This window comes from Pseudomonas sp. NPDC088890, from assembly GCF_044900155.1.
Lineage (GTDB): Bacteria > Pseudomonadota > Gammaproteobacteria > Pseudomonadales > Pseudomonadaceae > Aquipseudomonas > Aquipseudomonas urmiensis.
The window spans coordinates 218517-236213 of the sequence record NZ_JBJDNG010000008.1; the positions used below are offsets into that span (position 1 = coordinate 218517).

The following is a 17697-nucleotide window of genomic DNA, read 5'->3' on the forward strand; positions in this document are numbered from 1 at the left end:
ATTACCCTCTGGAGAGGTGTTACAGGATGTAGCGCGACAGATCTTCGTTCTGCGCCAGCTCACCGAGGTGGCTGTTCACATACGCGGCATCGATGCGAATCGGCGCTTCGTCATGCGCGCTGGCCAGGTCGCCAGCACTGAACGACACCTCTTCGAGCAAACGCTCGAGCAGGGTGTGCAGGCGACGCGCACCGATGTTCTCGGTCTTCTCGTTGACCTGATAGGCAATCTCGGCCAGACGCTGGATGCCGTCGCCGACGAACTCGATGTTGAGGCCTTCGACCTTGAGCAGCTCGCGATACTGTTCGGTCAGCGAGGCATGCGGCTCTTGCAGGATGCGCTCGAAGTCGCCCGGGGTCAGTGCCTTGAGTTCAACGCGAATCGGCAGACGGCCTTGCAGCTCCGGCACCAGGTCGCTCGGCTTGCTCAGGTGGAACGCGCCAGAAGCGATGAACAGGATGTGGTCGGTCTTGACCATGCCCAGCTTGGTGTTGACGGTGCAGCCTTCGATCAGCGGCAGCAGGTCGCGCTGCACGCCTTCACGGGAGACGTCGGCGCCGCCAACATTGCCACGCTTGGCAACCTTGTCGATTTCGTCGATGAACACGATACCGTGCTGCTCGACCGCTTCCAGGGCCTTGGCCTTGAGCTCTTCTTCGTTGACCAGACGGCCCGCTTCTTCTTCGCGGACCATCTTCAGCGCTTCCTTGACCTTGAGCTTTCGGGCTTTGCGCTTGCCCTTGCCCATGTTGGCAAAGAGGCTTTGCAGCTGGTTGGTCATCTCTTCCATGCCGGGTGGCGCGGCGATCTCGACGCCCATGGATTCGGCGACTTCGATCTCGATTTCCTTGTCGTCCAGCTGGCCTTCGCGCAGGCGCTTGCGGAACAGCTGACGGGTGTTGGAGTCGCTGCTCGAGTGCGAAGCTTCTTCGGCGAAGCTGCTGGCGCTGCGCGCCTGTGGCAGCAGGGCGTCGAGGATGCGGTCTTCGGCGGCGTCTTCGGCGCGGTGGCGCACGCGAATGATTTCCTGCTCGCGGAGCATCTTCAGCGCAGCGTCGGCCAGGTCACGGATGATCGACTCGACATCACGGCCAACGTAGCCGACTTCGGTGAACTTGGTCGCTTCGACCTTGATGAACGGGGCGTTGGCCAGCTTGGCCAGGCGACGGGCGATTTCGGTCTTGCCGACGCCGGTCGGGCCGATCATCAGGATATTCTTCGGCGTCACTTCAGCGCGCAGCTCTGCAGGTAGCTGCATACGCCGCCAGCGGTTGCGCAGGGCGATGGCCACAGCGCGCTTGGCGTCTTCCTGGCCGATGATGTGGCGGTTGAGTTCGTGGACGATCTCGCGGGGGGTCATGGACATGATCAATGTGGTCCTTGGGCGCAGTGGGTCAGCGTGGGAAAGCCCAACCACCGGGGTTGGGCGCCAAAACAGCTGATCACTCGGCCAGGTCCTGCTCCTCGATGGTCAGGTTGTGATTGGTGAACACGCAGATGTCGCCAGCGATATTCAGGGCGGTCTCGGCGATTTCGCGGGCCGAGAGGTCGGTCTTGTTCAGCAGCGCACGGGCAGCGGCCTGGGCGAAGGCGCCGCCGGAGCCCATGGCGATCAGGCCGTCTTCCGGTTCGACTACGTCACCGTTGCCGGTGATGATCAGCGAAGCGTCCTTGTTGGCCACTGCCAGCATGGCTTCCAGGCGGCTCAGGGAACGATCGGTACGCCATTCCTTAGCCAGCTCGACGGCGGCGCGGACCAGGTGGCCCTGGTGTTTTTCCAGTTGGCCTTCAAAGCGCTCGAACAGGGTGAAGGCATCGGCAGTGGCACCGGCGAAGCCGGCGATGACCTGGCCGTGGTACAGGCGACGAACTTTTTTCGCGTTGCCTTTCATCACGGTGTTGCCGAGGGAAACCTGGCCGTCGCCCGCCATGACGACTTTGCCGTGGCGGCGGACTGAAACGATGGTAGTCAAGGGAGAGTCTCCACGCAGCGGGGCGAAAATGCCTGATGCAGACTCATATGGGGGGAGGGGGGAAGAATTTCAACCGGGGAGGATGAATGGTCGACTAAGGCAGGCGTAGGGTCGTCGGTGCTTTGCCCTTCACTATGGATTGAGTAGGCTGCTTTGGGGCCGCGCTGCGGCCCTTCGCGGGCAAGCCCGTTCCCACAGGTACCGCGCCGTCCATGAGAGCAGCGCCCACCCTGTGGGAGCGGGCTTGCCCGCGAAGGGCCGCAGCGCGGCCCCATTACTGGATCAGGCCTCGTGGCAGACGTGGCCATCGACCAAGGTATAACGCACCGCACTCGGCAGGCAGTGGCCGATGAATGGACAGTTCTCGCCGCGTGACAGCCATTGTTCGCCAGCTACGGTCGATGCCTTTGGATCGAACAGTACCAAGTCCGCCGCACCGCCGACCTTCAGCTCTCCGGCCGGCAGACGCAGCGCCTGCGCCGGGCCTGTGGTCAGGCGTGCCAGCAGGGTCGGTAGATCGAGCAAGCCGTCTTCGACCAGGGTCATCGCCAGCGGCAGCAACAGCTCGACACTGCTGATACCCGGCTCGGTAGCGCCGAACGGCGCCAGCTTGGCATCGCGCTCGTGCGGTTGGTGATGGCTGGAGATCGCCTGGATAACCCCCGACTTGACCGCCTCGCGCAGACCGTCACGGTCGGCCGCAGTGCGCAGCGGTGGCTGCACGTGGTACAGGCTGGAGAAATCCCGCAGCGCCTCGTCGGTGAGGATCAACTGGTACAGCGCCACATCGGCCGTCACCGGCAGGCCAAGCTCTTGCGCCTGGGCGATCAGCCGCGCGCCACGGGCGCTGGTGATCTGGGTGAAGTGCGCACGCACGCCGGTTTGCTCGACCAGCAGCAGGTTGCGCGCCAGGGCCACGGTTTCGGCACTTTCCGGAATACCCGGCAGGCCGAGGAAGCTGGCCATGGCGCCTTCATGGGCCAGGCCGCCGTGCGACAGGTCGCGATCCTGCGAGTGAAAGACCACGGTCAGGTCGAAAGTCGCGGCGTATTCCAGGGCGCGGGCCAGGGTGCGGTTGTTGGGGATTTCCTTCAAACCGTTGCCGAATGCCACGCAACCGGTGTCGCGCAGGGCGACCAGTTCGGCCAGTTGCTCGCCTTCCAGGCCCTTGGTCAGGGCGCCGATGGGGTAAACCTTGCTGTTGCCGGCCTCGCGGGCGCGGTCCAGCACCAGTTCGGCGACTGCCGAGGTATCCAGCACCGGGCGGGTCTGCGGCGGGCAGCACAGGCTGGTGACGCCACCGGCGACTGCGGCGCGGGTTTCGCTGGCGATGTTGCCCTTGCGGCTGTAGCCCGGCTCGCGCAGGGATACATCGAGGTCGACCAGGCCAGGGGCTGCTACCAGGCCATCGGCCTGGATCGTGCGGCTGGGGCTGAAGCCGGCAGGGGCGGCGCCGAGCGCAACGATCCGGCCGTTTTCCAGGTGCAGGTCGGTGATGGTGTCCAGGCCGCTGCTGGGGTCAATCACCCGGGCGCCAAGAATGCTGATACTCACAGGGCGTTCTCCAGGTCCAGTAGTCGTTGCGCGTTCTGTCCGCTCATGGCCATCGACAGCACGGCCATGCGTACGGCAATACCGTAGGTGACCTGGTTGAGGATCACCGAGTGTTGGCCGTCGGCCACGGCCGATTCGATCTCCACGCCGCGGTTGATCGGGCCAGGGTGCATGACGATGGCATCCGGCTTGGCTCCAGCCAGGCGCGCGGTGGTCAGGCCGAACAGGCGGTAGAACTCACCTTCGCTGGGCAGCAGGCCGCCGGCCATGCGCTCACGCTGCAGGCGCAGCATGATCACCACGTCGACGTCCTTGAGGCCTTCGGCAAGATCGGTATAGACCTTCACCCCGTATTGCTCGATGCCTACTGGAATCAGGGTCTTCGGGCCGATCACGCGGATGTCCGGGCAACCCAGGGCCTTGAGCGCGAGCATGTCCGAGCGGGCCACGCGCGAATGCAGGATGTCGCCGACGATGGCCACCGAGAGGTTCTCGAAGCTGCCCTTGTGGCGACGAATGGTGAGCATGTCGAGCATGCCCTGGGTTGGGTGCGCGTGGCGGCCGTCGCCGCCGTTGATCACTGCCACATCCGGGCAGACGTGTTCGGCGATGAAGTGCGCCGCGCCAGAGTCGGAATGGCGCACGACGAACATGTCAGCGGCCATCGCTTCGAGGTTGCGCAGGGTGTCGAACAGGGTCTCGCCTTTGCTGGTCGAAGAGGTCGACACGTTCAGGCTGATGACGTCGGCCGACAGCCGTTGGGCGGCCAGTTCAAAGGTGGTGCGGGTGCGGGTCGAGTTCTCGAAGAACACGTTGCACACGGTCTTGCCGCGCAGCAACGGGACTTTCTTGACGGCCCGGGCGCCGACTTCGAGGAACGAGTCGGCAGTGTCGAGGATCTCGGTGAGCAGTTCGCGAGGCAAACCGTCGAGCGAGAGGAAGTGGCGCAGCTGGCCCTGATCATTGAGCTGCAGCGGGCGCTTGGCGTCGAATGGCGTCATCGCGGGGGACTCTTAAAGGGCGGAAGCGGTGGCGAGGTCCTGGCGCTCGAGGGCGAGCGGTGCGGGTCCGGTCAATTTTACCCGCTCATGGGCGGCCAGCGACAGGGTGGCACCGAGCACATTGGGACGGATCGGCAATTCGCCGGCATCCAGGTCCAGCAGGCAGACCAGCGTGACACTGGCGGGGCGGCCATAATCGAACAGTTCGTTGAGCGCGGCGCGAATGGTGCGACCGCTCATCAGCACGTCATCGACCAGCACCAGATGCTGGCCTTCGACTTCGAAGGGCAACTCGGAGGGACGCACCTGCGGGTGCAAGCCGTTCTGGCTGAAATCATCGCGGTAGAACGACACGTCGAGGGTGCCGAGCGGGCTTGTGTCGGCCAGCTCCTGTTGCAGGGCCTGGGCTACCCACACGCCACCGGTACGGATGCCGATGAAGCGTGGCTCGGCAATGGCGCGGCGGGCCAGGTGGGCGCGTAGGTCGACGGCCATCTGCCGGATCAGCTCGGCGGGATTGGGTAGGCTCATTGCGTGCTCCTCGGGGCGCCGGGTTGGCCCGGCGGCAAAGCGAATGAAGGAATCAGGTGTTGGCCTCCAGCCAGCCCTGCAACAGCAGCGCTGCGGCGATGGCGTCGACCGGATTGTCACGGTAGCTGCCGCGCTGGCCGCCACGGGCCATGCGCTCGCCCTTGGCTTCGAAGGTGGTCAGGCGTTCGTCGTGGGTGTGCACCGGCAGGTTGTAGCGCCCGTGCAAGCGATTGGCGAATTTTTGCGCGCGGGCGCTCATGTCGCTGGGCGTGCCGTCCATGTTCAATGGCAGGCCGACGACGATGGCATCGGGCTTCCATTCTTTGATCAGTTTTTCTACCTGGGCCCAGTCGGGGATGCCGTCCTGGGCTTTGAGGGTGCACAGTTCGCGGGCTTGGCCGGTGATCACCTGACCCACCGCGACGCCGATCTGTTTGGTGCCGTAGTCAAAACCCAGCAGCAGGCGTAGCTCACTCATCAGGCGTGGCCCGCCTGGCTGGTCAGCAGGCTGAGGTTGATCCCCAGCAGTGCAGCGGCAGCTTCCAGGCGCTGCTCGCTGGCCAGGCCAAAGATGATCTCGGCATCGAACGGGCAGTTGAGCCAGGCGTTGTCGGCCAGCTCCGCTTCCAGTTGACCTGCTTCCCAGCCGGCGTAACCCAAGGTAATCAGGCTCTGTTTCGGCCCGTTGCCTTCAGCGATGGCGAACAGCACATCCTGCGAGGTGGACAGCGACAGGCCGTCGAGCTCGATGGTGGCCTGGAAGCTGCGCTCCGGGGTGTGCAGGACGAAGCCGCGGTCGGTTTGTACCGGGCCGCCTTGGTAGATCGGGATCTGCAGGGTGCTGGCAGGCGCCTCATCGTCCGGGCGCAATTGCTCGAGGATGTCGGCCAGGTTCAGCTCCTGGGGCCGGTTGACCACCAGGCCCATGGCGCCATTGGCGTTGTGCTCGACGATGTAGGTCAGGGTCTGGGCAAAGTTCGGATCGGCCATGTGTGGCATGGCGATCAGGAACTGATGCTTGAGGTAACTCGGCGTGAGGTTTTTCATGGGGGATAGTGTGGCGCCAGGTGGCGAGGCTGACAAGGTGCTGCACAGTGTCTCCAGTCCCGACCGCACACTGTCGTGCATTGGATAGGTCATTGGCAGCGCTGCCCGTCCTTGTGGGAGCGGGCTTGCCCGCGCAGAGACCGGTTTGAGCACCCTTGTGGATGGCGAGGGCTTCGCCCTCGTTCGCGGGCAAGCCCGCTCCCACAGGCCCGTTCCCACAGGGTGGGTGTCAGATCAACCCATCAGCATGGCTTCAGTGATGGCCTAATTGCTCGACAAGCGGTCACCGCGGGCAAAGCGCCAGGTGCGGATGATCTCCAGGCGGTCGAACTCGGCCAGATCTCCGGTAAACGGCGCAAATGGCGCTGCCAGGCGCACAATGCGTTGGGCGGCCTGGTCGAGCACTGGCTGGCCAGATGACTCCAGGACCAACACCTCATACAGCGAACCATCGCGATTGATCGACACCATCATGCGCAAATTGCCGTAGATCTGCTGGCGGCGGGCATCGTCTGGATAATTGAGGTTGCCGACCCGCTCGACCTTCTTGCGCCATTCCTCTTTGTACCAGGCGCCCTTGTCGCGCATGGTCGAGGCGGCATTGAGGCGGTGGATGCGTGGGCGCTTGGCGTACAGCTGTTGTTCGTTGGACAGCTCTGCCTCAAGGCTGGCGATCTGGCTGGACAGCTGCGAGCTGTCGAAGTCGGGCGTGGCCGCGGCAGGCTTGGGCTGCGGCTTGCTTTCCTTGGGCTTGGGCTCGACCTTGTGCACCTTGCTCGCCTGCGTGGCCACCGCTGACTTGTGTGGCGCCGGCGGAGTCTCGGGCTTGGCCGCAGGGGGCGGGGTGACCTTGTTGATCTTGCTGTCCTGGAACGGTGCAAGCTCGGTGGTCTTGGGCACCGCCTTCTTGTCCAGGGTACCGCTGCCTTGCTGATTGTCCTGGGCCTGGAAGTCGGCCTTCTCGGGCGGTTTCTCGCTCTTGAAGGTGGCCAGGGTGATGTCCATGGTGTGGCGGATTTCACTGGGCTTGACCACGGTAAAACCGACGCCAAGGATCAGCGCCAGGTGCACCAGGGCAGCCAGGAACAGGGTAAAGCCGAGCCGATCCACCGAGCGAACGCGGGGTGGCAGCATGTCGGCAGGGATGTCGGCGGGCAGCGTCATCAGGTATCCAGCAACCGCAAAGCGGGGCAGCAGGTCAGGTGAAAAAGACCCGCATCATACCCCACTGCGCGGTTTTGCTCCGCGTTGGTGGTCAGCGCGCCTTGAGCTTGCGATCAATGGCGTCCATCAGTTGCACACCAATCTGGGTGCCAAAGGCGTTGTCGATCTCGCGGATGCAGGTCGGGCTGGTGACGTTGATCTCGGTCAGGTGCTCGCCGATTACGTCCAGGCCGACGAACAGCAGGCCCTTCTCACGCAGGGTCGGGCCGACCTGGGCGGCAATCCAGCGGTCGCGCTCGGTCAACGGGCGCGCCTCGCCACGGCCACCGGCAGCCAGGTTGCCACGGGTCTCGCCGCTGGCCGGAATGCGCGCCAGGCAGTATGGCACTGGCTCGCCGTCGATCATCAGGATGCGCTTGTCGCCATCCTTGATCGCCGGCAGGTAGGCCTGGGCCATGATCTGCTGGCTGCCCAGCGCAGTCAGGGTCTCAAGAATCACCGACAAGTTGGGGTCGCCGACCCGGTGGCGGAAGATCGAGGTGCCGCCCATGCCATCCAGCGGCTTGAGGATCACATCGCCATGCTCGGCGGCGAATTGGCGAATGATGTCCGGGCGACGGCTGACCAAGGTCGGCGGGGTGCACTGCGGGAACAGCGTGGCGAACAGCTTTTCGTTGCAATCGCGCAGGCTCTGCGGGCGGTTGACCACCAGCACGCCGGCGGCCTCGGCCTGCTCCAGCAGGTAGGTGCTGTAGACGAACTCCATGTCGAACGGCGGATCCTTGCGCATCAGGATCACATCCAGGTCGCTCAGGGGCAGATCGGCTTCGGCGTCCAGCTCGAACCAGTGCGCCGGGTCGGCGAACACCTTGAGCCCGCGCACCTTGGCGCGGGCCACGCCCTGGTTCTGGTAGAGGTCCTGCTGTTCCATGTAGAACAGCGTCCAGCCGCGCTCCTGGGCTGCCAGCAGCATGGCCAGCGAGCTGTCTTTCTTGTAGGAGATGGACGCGATGGGGTCCATGACAATCCCGAGGCGAACGCTCATCGGTAGTTTCCTCTTGGCGGCGCCTGGCCGCGATGACTGGAAAGAAAAGTGGCTCAGGGTGGCGCCGCACGCGTGGATGGTCAAGGGGTGCAGCAGATGGAATGGCCACCCGGAGTGTGCTAAAAATGCCTGCATAGGCCTTCGGGCGATTCAATCGCGGGCAAGCCTCGCGATAAGCGGACTCAACGCGATTATGGAACAACCCCTGAAGGTGATGGTGATCGACGACTCGCGCACGATCCGCCGCACCGCCCAGATGCTGCTGAGCGAAGCCGGCTGTGAGGTGATCACCGCCAGCGACGGTTTCGATGCGCTGGCCAAGATCGTCGACCACATGCCACGGATCATCTTCGTCGATGTGCTGATGCCGCGCCTGGACGGTTACCAGACCTGCGCCGTGATCAAGCACAACAGCGCCTTCAAGGACACCCCGGTGATCCTGCTGTCGTCACGCGACGGCCTGTTCGACAAGGCCCGCGGGCGGGTGGTCGGCTCCGATCAATTCTTGACCAAACCCTTCAGCAAAGAAGAACTGCTCGATGCGATCAGGGCGCATGTGCCCGAATTCGCCGCGCAGGAACAACACGCACCCTGACCCCGCCGGTGCTGGCGGCGTCACTTTTCCTTGATGGGGAAACAGCATGGCCCGAGTTCTGATTGTCGACGACTCGCCGACAGAGTTGCACAAACTGACCGCAATACTGGTAAAGCATGGCCATGAGGTCCTTAAAGCGGAAAACGGCGCCAACGGCGTAGCCCTGGCCCGTCAGGAGAAGCCCGACGTGGTCCTAATGGATATCGTCATGCCGATCCTCAATGGTTTCCAGGCCACTCGCCAGTTGGCCAAGGACCCGGCGACCAGCGCCATTCCGGTGATTGTCATCACCGCCAAAGACCAGGATACCGACCGCATCTGGGCATCGCGTCAGGGCGCCCGTGATTTTCTGATCAAGCCGGTGGAAGAAGAGGCGCTGATCGCCAAACTCAAAGAAGTGCTCGCAGGTTGACCACCCGCCCGCAAGGCGCGTCGCTGACCGCCTTCGAGTTGCTGCTGGATATCGACCGGCGCTGCCGCCTGCTGGTGGCCGACCAGCCGTTGCAGGACAACCGCTTGCAGCAGTGGAGCGGGATCGGTTTTCGGATTGCCGGGCAGTGGTTCGTGGCGCCGATGGGCGAAGTCGCCGAAGTCTTGCGTGAGCCGCGCAGCAGCCGTGTGCCGGGGGTGCAACCGTGGGTCTGCGGCGTTGCCAACCTGCGTGGACGGCTGCTGCCGGTGATGGACCTGAGCAGCTTCTTCGGCCTCGGCCCGGTAGCGCCCGGCAAGCAGCGGCGCGTGCTGGTGTTGGACCACGAGGACCTGTTCGCCGGGCTGTTGGTCGATGAGGTGCTGGGTTTGCAGCACTTCACTCTGAGCAGCCTCGACCTGTCGCCGCCGCAGCCGCTGTTGCGCGCCGCTGCACCGTTCGTTCAGGGGCATTTCCCGCGGGAGCGCAATTGGGCGATCTTCAGTCCGTTCGCCCTGGCCCAGGCGCCAGGCTTTCTTGATGTAGCGTTGTAGAGGATCGACCGTGAACAAGCCCGCCAGCCCCGTCACTCCACCCGCCGTGACTGCGCGTGCGCGCAGCAGTGCGCAGATCACCGTGCTGTTCGTGGTGCTGATCCTGTCGATCGTCTTGCTGTTCGCCAACTTCGCCTACCTCAATACCCAGTCCAACTACGACAAGCAGTACATCGGCCATGCCGGCGAGCTGCGCGTGCTGTCCCAGCGCATCGCCAAGAACGCCACCGAGGCTGCCGCAGGCAAGGCCCTGGCGTTCAGGTTGCTGTCGGATGCGCGCAACGACTTCGAGCGTCGCTGGAGTTACCTGCGCGAAGGCGACAAGACCACGGCGTTGCCAGCAGCTCCGGCGAAAATGCGCGATGAAATGGAGGCGGTCCGCCAGGATTGGGAAAACCTGCGCAAGAACACCGACACCATCCTGGCCAGCGAGCAGACCGTATTGTCGCTGCACCAGGTGGCGGCGACCCTGGCCGAAACCGTGCCGCAGTTGCAGGTCGAGTACGAAAAGGTGGTGGAAATCCTCCTGCAGAGCGGCGCGCCCGCCAGTCAGGTGGCGGTGGCTCAGCGTCAGTTGCTGTTGGCTGAGCGCATTCTCGGTTCGGTCAACACCGTGCTGGCCGGCGATGACACTGCGGTGCAGGCAGCAGACGCCTTTGGCCGCGATGCCAGTCGCTTCGGTCAGGTGCTCGAAGGCATGCTCGGCGGCAACCCGGCGATCCAGGTCACCCGGGTCGAGGATGCCGACGCTCGCGCGCGGCTGGCCGAGATCGCCGAGTTGTTCCAGTTCGTAGCCGGCAGCGTTGATGAAATCCTCCAGACCTCGCCTGAGCTGTTTCGCGTGCGCGAGGCCGCGAGCAACATCTTCAGCCTGTCGCAGACCTTGCTCGATGAGGCCTCGCACCTGGCCAACGGTTTCGAGAACCTGGCCAACGGGCGCACCCTGGATACTGTCGGCGGCTACGTACTGGGCCTGATTGCCCTGGCCTCGATCATCCTCATCGGTTCGGTGATGGTTCGTGCCACTAACCGCCAGCTGCGCGAAACCGCCGAGAAGAACGAACGCAACCAGCAGGCGATCATGCGCCTGCTCGATGAAATCGAAGAACTGGCCGACGGCGACCTGACCGTGACGGTTTCGGTAACCGAGGACTTCACCGGAGCGATCGCCGACTCGATCAACTATTCCGTCGACCAGTTGCGCGACCTGGTCGCGACCATCATCCACAGCGCCGTGCAAGTGGCCGCTGCGGTACAAGACACGCAAAACACTGCCCGACAGTTGGCCAAGGCCTCCGAGCACCAGGCCGACCAGATCAGCGAAGCGTCGCTGGCGGTCGGCGACATGGTCGAGTCGATCGACCGCGTCTCGGCACATGCCTATGAGTCGGCCAAGGTCGCCGAGCGGTCGGTGGCCATCGCCAACAAGGGCAACGAGGTGGTGCACAACACCATCCAAGGCATGGACAACATCCGCGAGCAGATCCAGGACACCGCCAAACGCATCAAGCGCCTAGGGGAGTCGTCGCAGGAGATCGGCGATATCGTCAGCCTAATCGACGACATTGCCGAGCAGACCAACATCCTCGCGCTCAACGCCGCGATCCAGGCCTCGCTGGCCGGGGAGGCGGGGCGCGGGTTTGCGGTGGTCGCCGACGAAGTGCAGCGCCTGGCTGAGCGCTCCTCGTCGGCCACCCGTCAGATCGAAGCGCTGGTGCGTACCATCCAGAACGACACCAACGAAGCGGTGATTTCCATGGAGCAGACCACCGCCGAGGTGGTACGTGGTGCGCGCCTGGCCCAGGATGCCGGGGTTGCCTTGGCTGAAATCGAGGGCGTTTCGCAGACGTTAGCAGATCTTATCCACAGTATCTCCGACGCCGCTCAGTTGCAGACTTCATCGGCCGGGCAGATTTCCCACACCATGGCGGTGATCCAGCAAATCACCGCGCAGACCTCCGCCGGCTCCGGTGCCACCGCCGACAGCATTCGCCACCTGGCGCGCATGGCCAGTGAGATGCGCCGCTCGGTTTCCGGTTTCACCCTGCCGGCACCCGCCGAGCCGCGTTGAGGAATCACCCATGGCCTCTGCCGCAGTGAGCCCCGAACGCCACGACACGGTCGCCCTGGCCTGGACCAAGGCGCCGATTCTCGATTGCCTGGCGCAGGCGCGCCAGGCCCTGGAGCGCTTTGCCGGCGACCCCGGCGATCTGTCGATGCTGACCTTCTTTGTGGATAACCTGCACCAGGTGCATGGCTGCCTGCGCATGCTTGAGCTGCGTGGCGCAACGCGTTTGGCCGAAGAACTCGAGCTGCTTGGCCGGGCCATGGCTGACGGCCAGATCACCCCGCGGGGCGATTGCCTGGGCGCGATGTTCCGTGGTCTGGAGCAGCTGCCGCCGTATCTTGAACGCCTGCGCGGCGCCCGCCATGACCTGCCGCTAGTCATGCTGCCGCTGCTCAACCGCCTGCGCGAGTGTCGCGGCGTCGAGGCCTTGGCCCAGGGCAGCCTGATGGGCGAAGCGGCGCAGCGCCTGGCTGGCGCGGCGGATCTGGCCGACCTCGACTTGTCGCTGGGCAACTGGCGCGAACAATTGCAGGCCGGTCAAGGCCGCGATGCCCTGCGCTCGGTGGTCAGCGCGCTGTGCGACGACCTCATGCGCATCAAGGATTGCCTGGACCAATTCGTGCGCGGCGAGCAGTCGCGTGAGCAACTCGATGCCCTGGTATCGCCGTTGCGCCAGGTCGCCGATACCTTGGCGGTGCTGAATTTCCAACAGCCGCGGCGGGTGATCATCGACCAGGTGCTGGCCTTGCAGGCCCTGGCCCAAGACCAGCAACCGGTGGATGATGCGCTGTTGATGGACGTCGCCGGGGCGCTGCTGTACGTCGAGGCGACCCTCAACGGCATGGTTGGCCCGTTGGAAGAGAGTGGCCAAGGCAGCATGCCGGGCTCGGACCTGGCACAGATTCGCCAGCAGGTGCTGAGCGAAGCGGTATCGGTGCTGCAGCAGGCCAAGGACCTGATCGGCGACTGCCTTGAATCCGGCTGGCCCCGCCAGCGCTTGCAGGCGCTGCCGGGCTTGCTGCACCAGGTGCGCGGGGCACTGTCGATGCTCATGCTGCCTGCCGCCGCCGAGCTGTTCGCTGGTGCGGCAGGCTATGTGCAGGGCTGGCTGGCGCACCTGGACGAAGAGCCGCCGCAGGCTGAACTGACCCACCTGGCCGACGCCCTCAGCGCTGGCGAATGCTACCTGCAATGGCGGGTGGCCGACCCGCTGGCCGATGCTCAGCCATTCATTGAAATGGCCCGTGCCAGCCTGGCTGCGCTGGGTGTGACTTGTCGCATTGGCGGGCTGGCCGATGAGGTCGAGGAAATCGATGCCGAGCTGCGCGAGGTGTTTCTCGAAGAAGCCAACGAGCTGTTGCCAGACCTTGAGCGGCACTGGCTGCGCTGGCGCGCCGACAACAGCTTGCGCGACGCCCTGATCGAAGTCCGGCGTGCGCTGCATACGCTCAAGGGCAGTGGGCGGATGGTCCATGCCCAGGCACTCGCCGAATTGGCCTGGGGGGCCGAGCACCTGATCAACCGCGCGCTGGAAGGACGGGTGAGCCTGGCGGGCGAGGGTGTGGTTGCCTTGCAGCAGGTGTTCGTGCGTTTGCCAGACCTGCTCGCTGATTTTGCCGTCGGCCATTTACCACCGCTGGTAGAGGTCGAGCCGTTGTCGGCGCACTTGCATGGCTTGGCCAACAACCAGGCCAGCAGCGCCGCCGAAGTAGACGGGCTCGACCCGCAGCTGCTGGAGATCTTCCGTAACGAGGCCCAGGGCCACATGGCCAGCCTCGAGGCGTTTTTGCAGGAGACGCATGGCCAGGACACACCGGTCAGCGACAGCTTGCAGCGCGCCCTGCACACGCTCAAGGGCAGCGCCGCGATGGCCGGGGTGATGCCGATCGCCGAGCTGGCCACCGCCTTCGACCGCCTTGCGCGAGAATACAAAGGCCACCAGCTGCCGTTGCAGCTGGCCGAGATCGACTGGCTGGAAGCGGGGCGCACGCTGTTCCAGTTGGGCCTGAGCCAACTGGGCAGCACGCCGCTGGCAGCCATTCCCGGCGCTGCCGAGCTGATCGAGCAAGTCGGTCAAGGTGTCGATGGCCGTTTGGCCAGCTTGCAGGACGAGCCCCATCACAGTCGCCGGCGCCGCGACCCTCAGCTGATCGCTAACTTCCTCGCCCAGGGCATGGACATCCTGCTCGATGCCGAGTCGTTGCTATCGAGCTGGCAGCAGCATCCGGGGCAACGCCAGGCGCTGGAGACCCTGCTCGACGAGCTGACCACGCTCAGCCATGGCGCCCACCTGGCGGATCTGTGGCAGCTGGATGAGCTCTGCGAAGGCCTGCTCGATCTGTACGGGGCGGTGGAAGAGGGCAGCCTGGCGGCTGACCCAGCGTTCTTTGCCCAGGCCCAACAAGCCCATGACGAGCTGATCGACATGCTCGACGAGGTCGCTGCCGGGCAGGAAGTGACCCCGCGTCCAGAACGCCTCGATGCCCTGCGCGCGCTGTTGGACACGGCGCTGGCGCCTGATGCTACCGGGCTGGTCGGGCGCGACGGGGTTACTGCATTGCCGACTGTGGACAGCAGCACGGAACCGGCGTTGGTGGAACTGTTTCTCGAAGAGGCCGGGGATATCCTCGACAGTGCCGACCAGGCGCTGCAGCAGTGGCAGCAGGACAGCGAAAGCGCGTCGAACCTGTCGGCGTTGCAGCATGAGGTGCAAACCCTCAAGGGCGGCGCGCAGATGGCTGCGGTAGGCGCGGTGGAGATTCTCGCCCAGGAGCTGGCGCTGCTCTACGAGGGCCTGGTGGATCGCCGCCTGGGCCCCAGCGCGGCGCTGTTCGAGCTGCTCAAGCGCAGCCATGCGGCGCTGGCCGAGATGCTCGAAAGCCTGCGCGAGGGGCAATCACCAGCCTCGGCGGTAGGGCTGCTCGCGCAGCTGCGTGAGTTTCGCCATGCGCCGGCGCCCGCCGAACTGTCAGAATCGCCGCCAGAGGTCGACAGCCCTGGCGACAAGGAACTGCTCGACGTGTTCCTCGAAGAGAGCTCCGACATCGTCGAAAGCTCTGCCGCCGCGCTGGCGCGTTTGCAGGCCGATCCGCGCAGTAGCGTCGAAGTCGAAACCCTGCTGCGTGACCTGCACACGCTCAAGGGCGGCGCACGTATGGTCGAGATCGCCGCCATTGGCGACCTCGCCCACGAACTGGAATTTCTTTACGAATTGCTCGCCGCTGGGCGTTTGCCCGCGACTCCGGCGCTGTTCTCGCTGCTGCAAAACTGCCACGACCGCCTGGCGCACATGCTCGATGCGGTGCGCCTGGGCCAGCCGTTGCATGCTGCCACGGCGCTGATCGACTACATCCGCAACTTCAGCAGCGCCGCCCTGACTGACAGTGTGGCCAGCCAGGGCCCAGCCGACATTACCCCTGCCGAAGCCCCGGTTGCCGCTGCGGAGCGTGCGCCGGGCGACATGGTCAAGGTCGATGCCGAGCTGCTCGATGACTTGGGCAACCTGGCGGGTGAGCATTCGGTGATCCGTGGGCGCATTGAGCAACAGGTCAACGACGCCCAATTCGCCCTCAACGAGATGGAAACCACCCTTGAGCGGATGCGCGACCAACTGCTGCGCCTGGACATCGAGACCCAGGGGCGCATGTCCAGCCGCTACCAGGCCGAGGGCGACGCCTACGATGACTTCGACCCCCTGGAGATGGACCGCCACTCACAGTTGCAGCAGTTGTCGCGAGCGCTGTTCGAGTCGGCCTCGGACCTGCTCGATCTGAAGGAAACCCTGACCCAGCGTGCTCAGGAAGCGCAAAGCCTCCTGCAACAGCAGGCGCGGGTCAATAGCCAGTTGCAAGAGGGCCTGACCGCCACCTTGATGGTGCCGTTCGAGCGCCTGGTGCCGCGTTTGCAGCGGGTAGTGCGGCAAGTGGCCAGCGAGCTTGGCAAGCAAGTCGAGCTGGTGGTTGGCAATGCTGAGGGCGAGCTCGATCGCAGCGTCCTGGAGCGCATGGTGGCGCCGCTGGAGCATATGCTGCGCAACGCCGTCGACCATGGCCTGGAGTCGCGTGAAGTGCGCCTGGCGGCGGGCAAGCCGGAGCTGGGCACGATTCATCTGAACCTGCTGCACGAAGGCGCCGACATCGTCATCGAAATGAGCGATGACGGCGCAGGGGTGCCTTTGGCTGCGGTGCGCGACAAGGCCATCAAGCGCGGCTTGCTCGACCCGCAAGCGCGCTTGAGCGATCACGAGATCCTGCAGTTCATCCTGCGGCCAGGCTTCTCCACGGCGGAAAAGATCACGCAAATTTCCGGGCGTGGCTTGGGCATGGATGTGGTCCACGAAGAGGTCAAGCAGCTCGGCGGCTCGATGAGTATCGAATCCAGCCCAGGCAAAGGCGCACGCTTCCTGATTCGCCTGCCATTCACCGTGTCGATCAACCGGGCGTTGATGGTGCACCTGGGGGATGAGCAATACGCGATCCCGCTCAACACCATCGAAGGCATCGTGCGCGTGCCGCCGGCCGAGCTTGCCGCCTGCTACCAGTTGGAGGCGCCGCGTTACGTGTATGCCGGTCATGCCTATCAGTTGCGCTATCTCGGCGAGCTGTTGCAAGGCGGCAGTGCGCGGCCAAGCCTGCTCGGGCAAAGCGTGCCGCTGCCGGTGGTGCTGGTGCATTCGCATGAGGAGTCATTCGCCATCCAGGTGGACAGCCTGTCGCCGAGCCGCGAGATCGTGGTCAAGAGTCTGGGGCCGCAGTTCGCTGCTGTACCTGGCCTGTCTGGGGCAACCTTGCTCGGCGATGGCCGGGTGGTGCTGATTCTCGATCTGCTCGGTCAGCTACGGGGCCAGCAGCGGCGTCTGGCGCGTCTGCCGGGCGGTAATGATCGCCAGCAGCAGTTGTTCGGCCCTGCGCCGCGTCAGCGTTTGTTGATCATGGTGGTGGACGACTCGGTGACCGTGCGCAAGGTTACCAGCCGCTTGCTCGAGCGCCACGGCATGAGCGTGCTGACCGCCAAGGATGGCCTCGATGCCATGGCCCTGCTCGAAGAGCATCGGCCAGATGTGTTGTTGCTGGATATCGAGATGCCGCGCATGGACGGTTTTGAAGTGGCCACGCGGATCCGCCGCGACCAGCGCCTGAAAGATCTGCCGATCATCATGATCACCTCGCGCAGCGGCCAGAAGCACCGCGACCGGGCCATGGCCATCGGCGTCAATGATTACCTCGGCAAGCCGTATCAGGAATCGGTGTTGCTGCAGAGCATCGCTCACTGGAGCCAATCGCATGCTTGAACATATTGCCGGTCAGCGCAGCACCTTGACCGGGCTGCTATTACCGCTGGGCGATCGCACCCTGGTGTTGCCCAATGTCGCGGTGGCCGAATTGATTGGCCAGCGTGCGCTGTCGTGCCAGATCGGCGAGCCGCGTTGGCACCTGGGCTGGATCGACTGGCGTCAGCAGCGCTTGCCGTTGATTGGCTTCGAGGCTGCCTGTGGTGCAGAGACCGTGTGCGGCGAGCGGGCGCGGATTGTCGTGCTCAATGCGCTGGGCGATACCGGCCTACGTTACCTGGCGCTGTTGCTGCAGGACATTCCGCGTTCGTGCAAGCTCGACAGCCAGCTGAATTATGTCGATGTGCCGCTTAGCGAACTGGAACTGGCGGCGGTGCAGGTAGCCGAGCAGGTGGCGCGGGTGCCGGATCTGGTGGGGCTGGAGCGCATGGTGCGTGACGCGGATCTGCAACCTGTTGCGGGTTAG

At 64.6% G+C, this 17697-nt stretch carries 15 protein-coding genes; 6 read left to right on the plus strand and 9 right to left on the minus strand.

Translation table 11 applies throughout. The features are described 5' to 3' along the window. Positions 1–19: 19 nt before the first annotated feature. From hslU to gshB, 9 genes are all read right to left on the minus strand, one after another. Positions 20–1366, minus strand: a complete 1347-nt coding sequence (hslU, locus tag ACI2JX_RS18530; RefSeq protein ID WP_404690689.1) for an ATP-dependent protease ATPase subunit HslU — start codon at positions 1364–1366, stop codon at positions 20–22. Positions 1367–1442: 76 nt separating this feature from the next. Beyond that, positions 1443–1973, minus strand: coding sequence for an ATP-dependent protease subunit HslV (hslV, locus tag ACI2JX_RS18535; protein ID WP_158458616.1), 531 nt, complete (start codon positions 1971–1973; stop codon positions 1443–1445). A gap of 282 nt (positions 1974–2255) precedes the next feature. Beyond that, entirely contained in the window at positions 2256–3527 is a 1272-nt protein-coding gene (locus tag ACI2JX_RS18540) for a dihydroorotase (protein WP_264236674.1), read from the minus strand. Next, positions 3524–4528 (minus strand): aspartate carbamoyltransferase catalytic subunit, encoded by a 1005-nt coding sequence (locus tag ACI2JX_RS18545; RefSeq protein ID WP_186557365.1) that lies wholly within the window; start codon positions 4526–4528, stop codon positions 3524–3526. The genes ACI2JX_RS18540 and ACI2JX_RS18545 overlap by 4 nt, the downstream gene beginning before the upstream one ends. A gap of 12 nt (positions 4529–4540) precedes the next feature. Next, a complete protein-coding gene (gene pyrR, locus ACI2JX_RS18550) occupies positions 4541–5059 on the minus strand; it encodes a bifunctional pyr operon transcriptional regulator/uracil phosphoribosyltransferase PyrR (protein WP_186557366.1) in 519 nt (172 codons plus the stop codon). Between the two features lie 52 nt (positions 5060–5111). Beyond that, complete coding sequence (ruvX, locus tag ACI2JX_RS18555; RefSeq protein WP_264236677.1) at positions 5112–5537, minus strand: Holliday junction resolvase RuvX; 426 nt, start codon at positions 5535–5537, stop codon at positions 5112–5114. Next, complete coding sequence (locus tag ACI2JX_RS18560; protein ID WP_264236678.1) at positions 5537–6106, minus strand: YqgE/AlgH family protein; 570 nt, start codon at positions 6104–6106, stop codon at positions 5537–5539. Before ACI2JX_RS18560 ends, ruvX begins: the two co-directional genes overlap by 1 nt. Before the next feature lie 264 nt (positions 6107–6370). After that, a complete protein-coding gene (locus ACI2JX_RS18565) occupies positions 6371–7270 on the minus strand; it encodes an energy transducer TonB (RefSeq protein WP_264236679.1) in 900 nt (299 codons plus the stop codon). A gap of 91 nt (positions 7271–7361) precedes the next feature. Next, complete coding sequence (gshB, locus tag ACI2JX_RS18570; RefSeq protein ID WP_404690690.1) at positions 7362–8315, minus strand: glutathione synthase; 954 nt, start codon at positions 8313–8315, stop codon at positions 7362–7364. Between the two features lie 193 nt (positions 8316–8508). Here gshB and ACI2JX_RS18575 point away from each other — a divergent pair, with 193 nt between their 5' ends. From ACI2JX_RS18575 to ACI2JX_RS18600, 6 genes are read left to right on the plus strand one after another with little or no spacing between them, the layout of a single operon-like run. Then, on the plus strand, positions 8509–8910 hold the full coding sequence (locus ACI2JX_RS18575) for a PleD family two-component system response regulator (protein WP_186557370.1): 402 nt from the start codon (positions 8509–8511) through the stop codon (positions 8908–8910). Between the two features lie 46 nt (positions 8911–8956). Next, entirely contained in the window at positions 8957–9322 is a 366-nt protein-coding gene (pilH, locus tag ACI2JX_RS18580; RefSeq protein ID WP_186557371.1) for a twitching motility response regulator PilH, read from the plus strand. Continuing rightward, positions 9319–9873, plus strand: coding sequence for a chemotaxis protein CheW (locus ACI2JX_RS18585; RefSeq protein WP_264236681.1), 555 nt, complete (start codon positions 9319–9321; stop codon positions 9871–9873). Before pilH ends, ACI2JX_RS18585 begins: the two co-directional genes overlap by 4 nt. Positions 9874–9883: 10 nt before the next feature. Continuing rightward, entirely contained in the window at positions 9884–11944 is a 2061-nt protein-coding gene (locus tag ACI2JX_RS18590) for a methyl-accepting chemotaxis protein (RefSeq protein ID WP_264236682.1), read from the plus strand. A 10-nt stretch (positions 11945–11954) separates the two neighbouring features. Continuing rightward, positions 11955–17231 carry an Hpt domain-containing protein gene (locus ACI2JX_RS18595; protein ID WP_404690691.1) on the plus strand — a complete coding sequence of 1759 codons (5277 nt, stop codon included), beginning with the start codon at positions 11955–11957 and terminating at the stop codon, positions 17229–17231. Beyond that, positions 17224–17697: a chemotaxis protein CheW gene (locus tag ACI2JX_RS18600; protein ID WP_186557375.1), complete on the plus strand. Its 474-nt coding sequence runs from the start codon at positions 17224–17226 to the stop codon at positions 17695–17697. Before ACI2JX_RS18595 ends, ACI2JX_RS18600 begins: the two co-directional genes overlap by 8 nt.

What these genes read in the sequence shown, in the direction of transcription:
- hslU (WP_404690689.1), bottom strand. Translation starts at nt 1,366, where the DNA reads ATGTCCATGACCCCCCGCGAGATCGTCCACGAACTCAACCGCCACATC.
- ACI2JX_RS18545 (WP_186557365.1), bottom strand. Translation starts at nt 4,528, where the DNA reads ATGACGCCATTCGACGCCAAGCGCCCGCTGCAGCTCAATGATCAGGGC.
- pyrR (WP_186557366.1), bottom strand. Translation starts at nt 5,059, where the DNA reads ATGAGCCTACCCAATCCCGCCGAGCTGATCCGGCAGATGGCCGTCGAC.
- ruvX (WP_264236677.1), bottom strand. Translation starts at nt 5,537, where the DNA reads ATGAGTGAGCTACGCCTGCTGCTGGGTTTTGACTACGGCACCAAACAG.
- ACI2JX_RS18560 (WP_264236678.1), bottom strand. Translation starts at nt 6,106, where the DNA reads ATGAAAAACCTCACGCCGAGTTACCTCAAGCATCAGTTCCTGATCGCC.
- ACI2JX_RS18565 (WP_264236679.1), bottom strand. Translation starts at nt 7,270, where the DNA reads ATGACGCTGCCCGCCGACATCCCTGCCGACATGCTGCCACCCCGCGTT.
- gshB (WP_404690690.1), bottom strand. Translation starts at nt 8,315, where the DNA reads ATGAGCGTTCGCCTCGGGATTGTCATGGACCCCATCGCGTCCATCTCC.
- ACI2JX_RS18575 (WP_186557370.1), top strand. Translation starts at nt 8,509, where the DNA reads ATGGAACAACCCCTGAAGGTGATGGTGATCGACGACTCGCGCACGATC.
- pilH (WP_186557371.1), top strand. Translation starts at nt 8,957, where the DNA reads ATGGCCCGAGTTCTGATTGTCGACGACTCGCCGACAGAGTTGCACAAA.
- ACI2JX_RS18595 (WP_404690691.1), top strand. Translation starts at nt 11,955, where the DNA reads ATGGCCTCTGCCGCAGTGAGCCCCGAACGCCACGACACGGTCGCCCTG.
- ACI2JX_RS18600 (WP_186557375.1), top strand. Translation starts at nt 17,224, where the DNA reads ATGCTTGAACATATTGCCGGTCAGCGCAGCACCTTGACCGGGCTGCTA.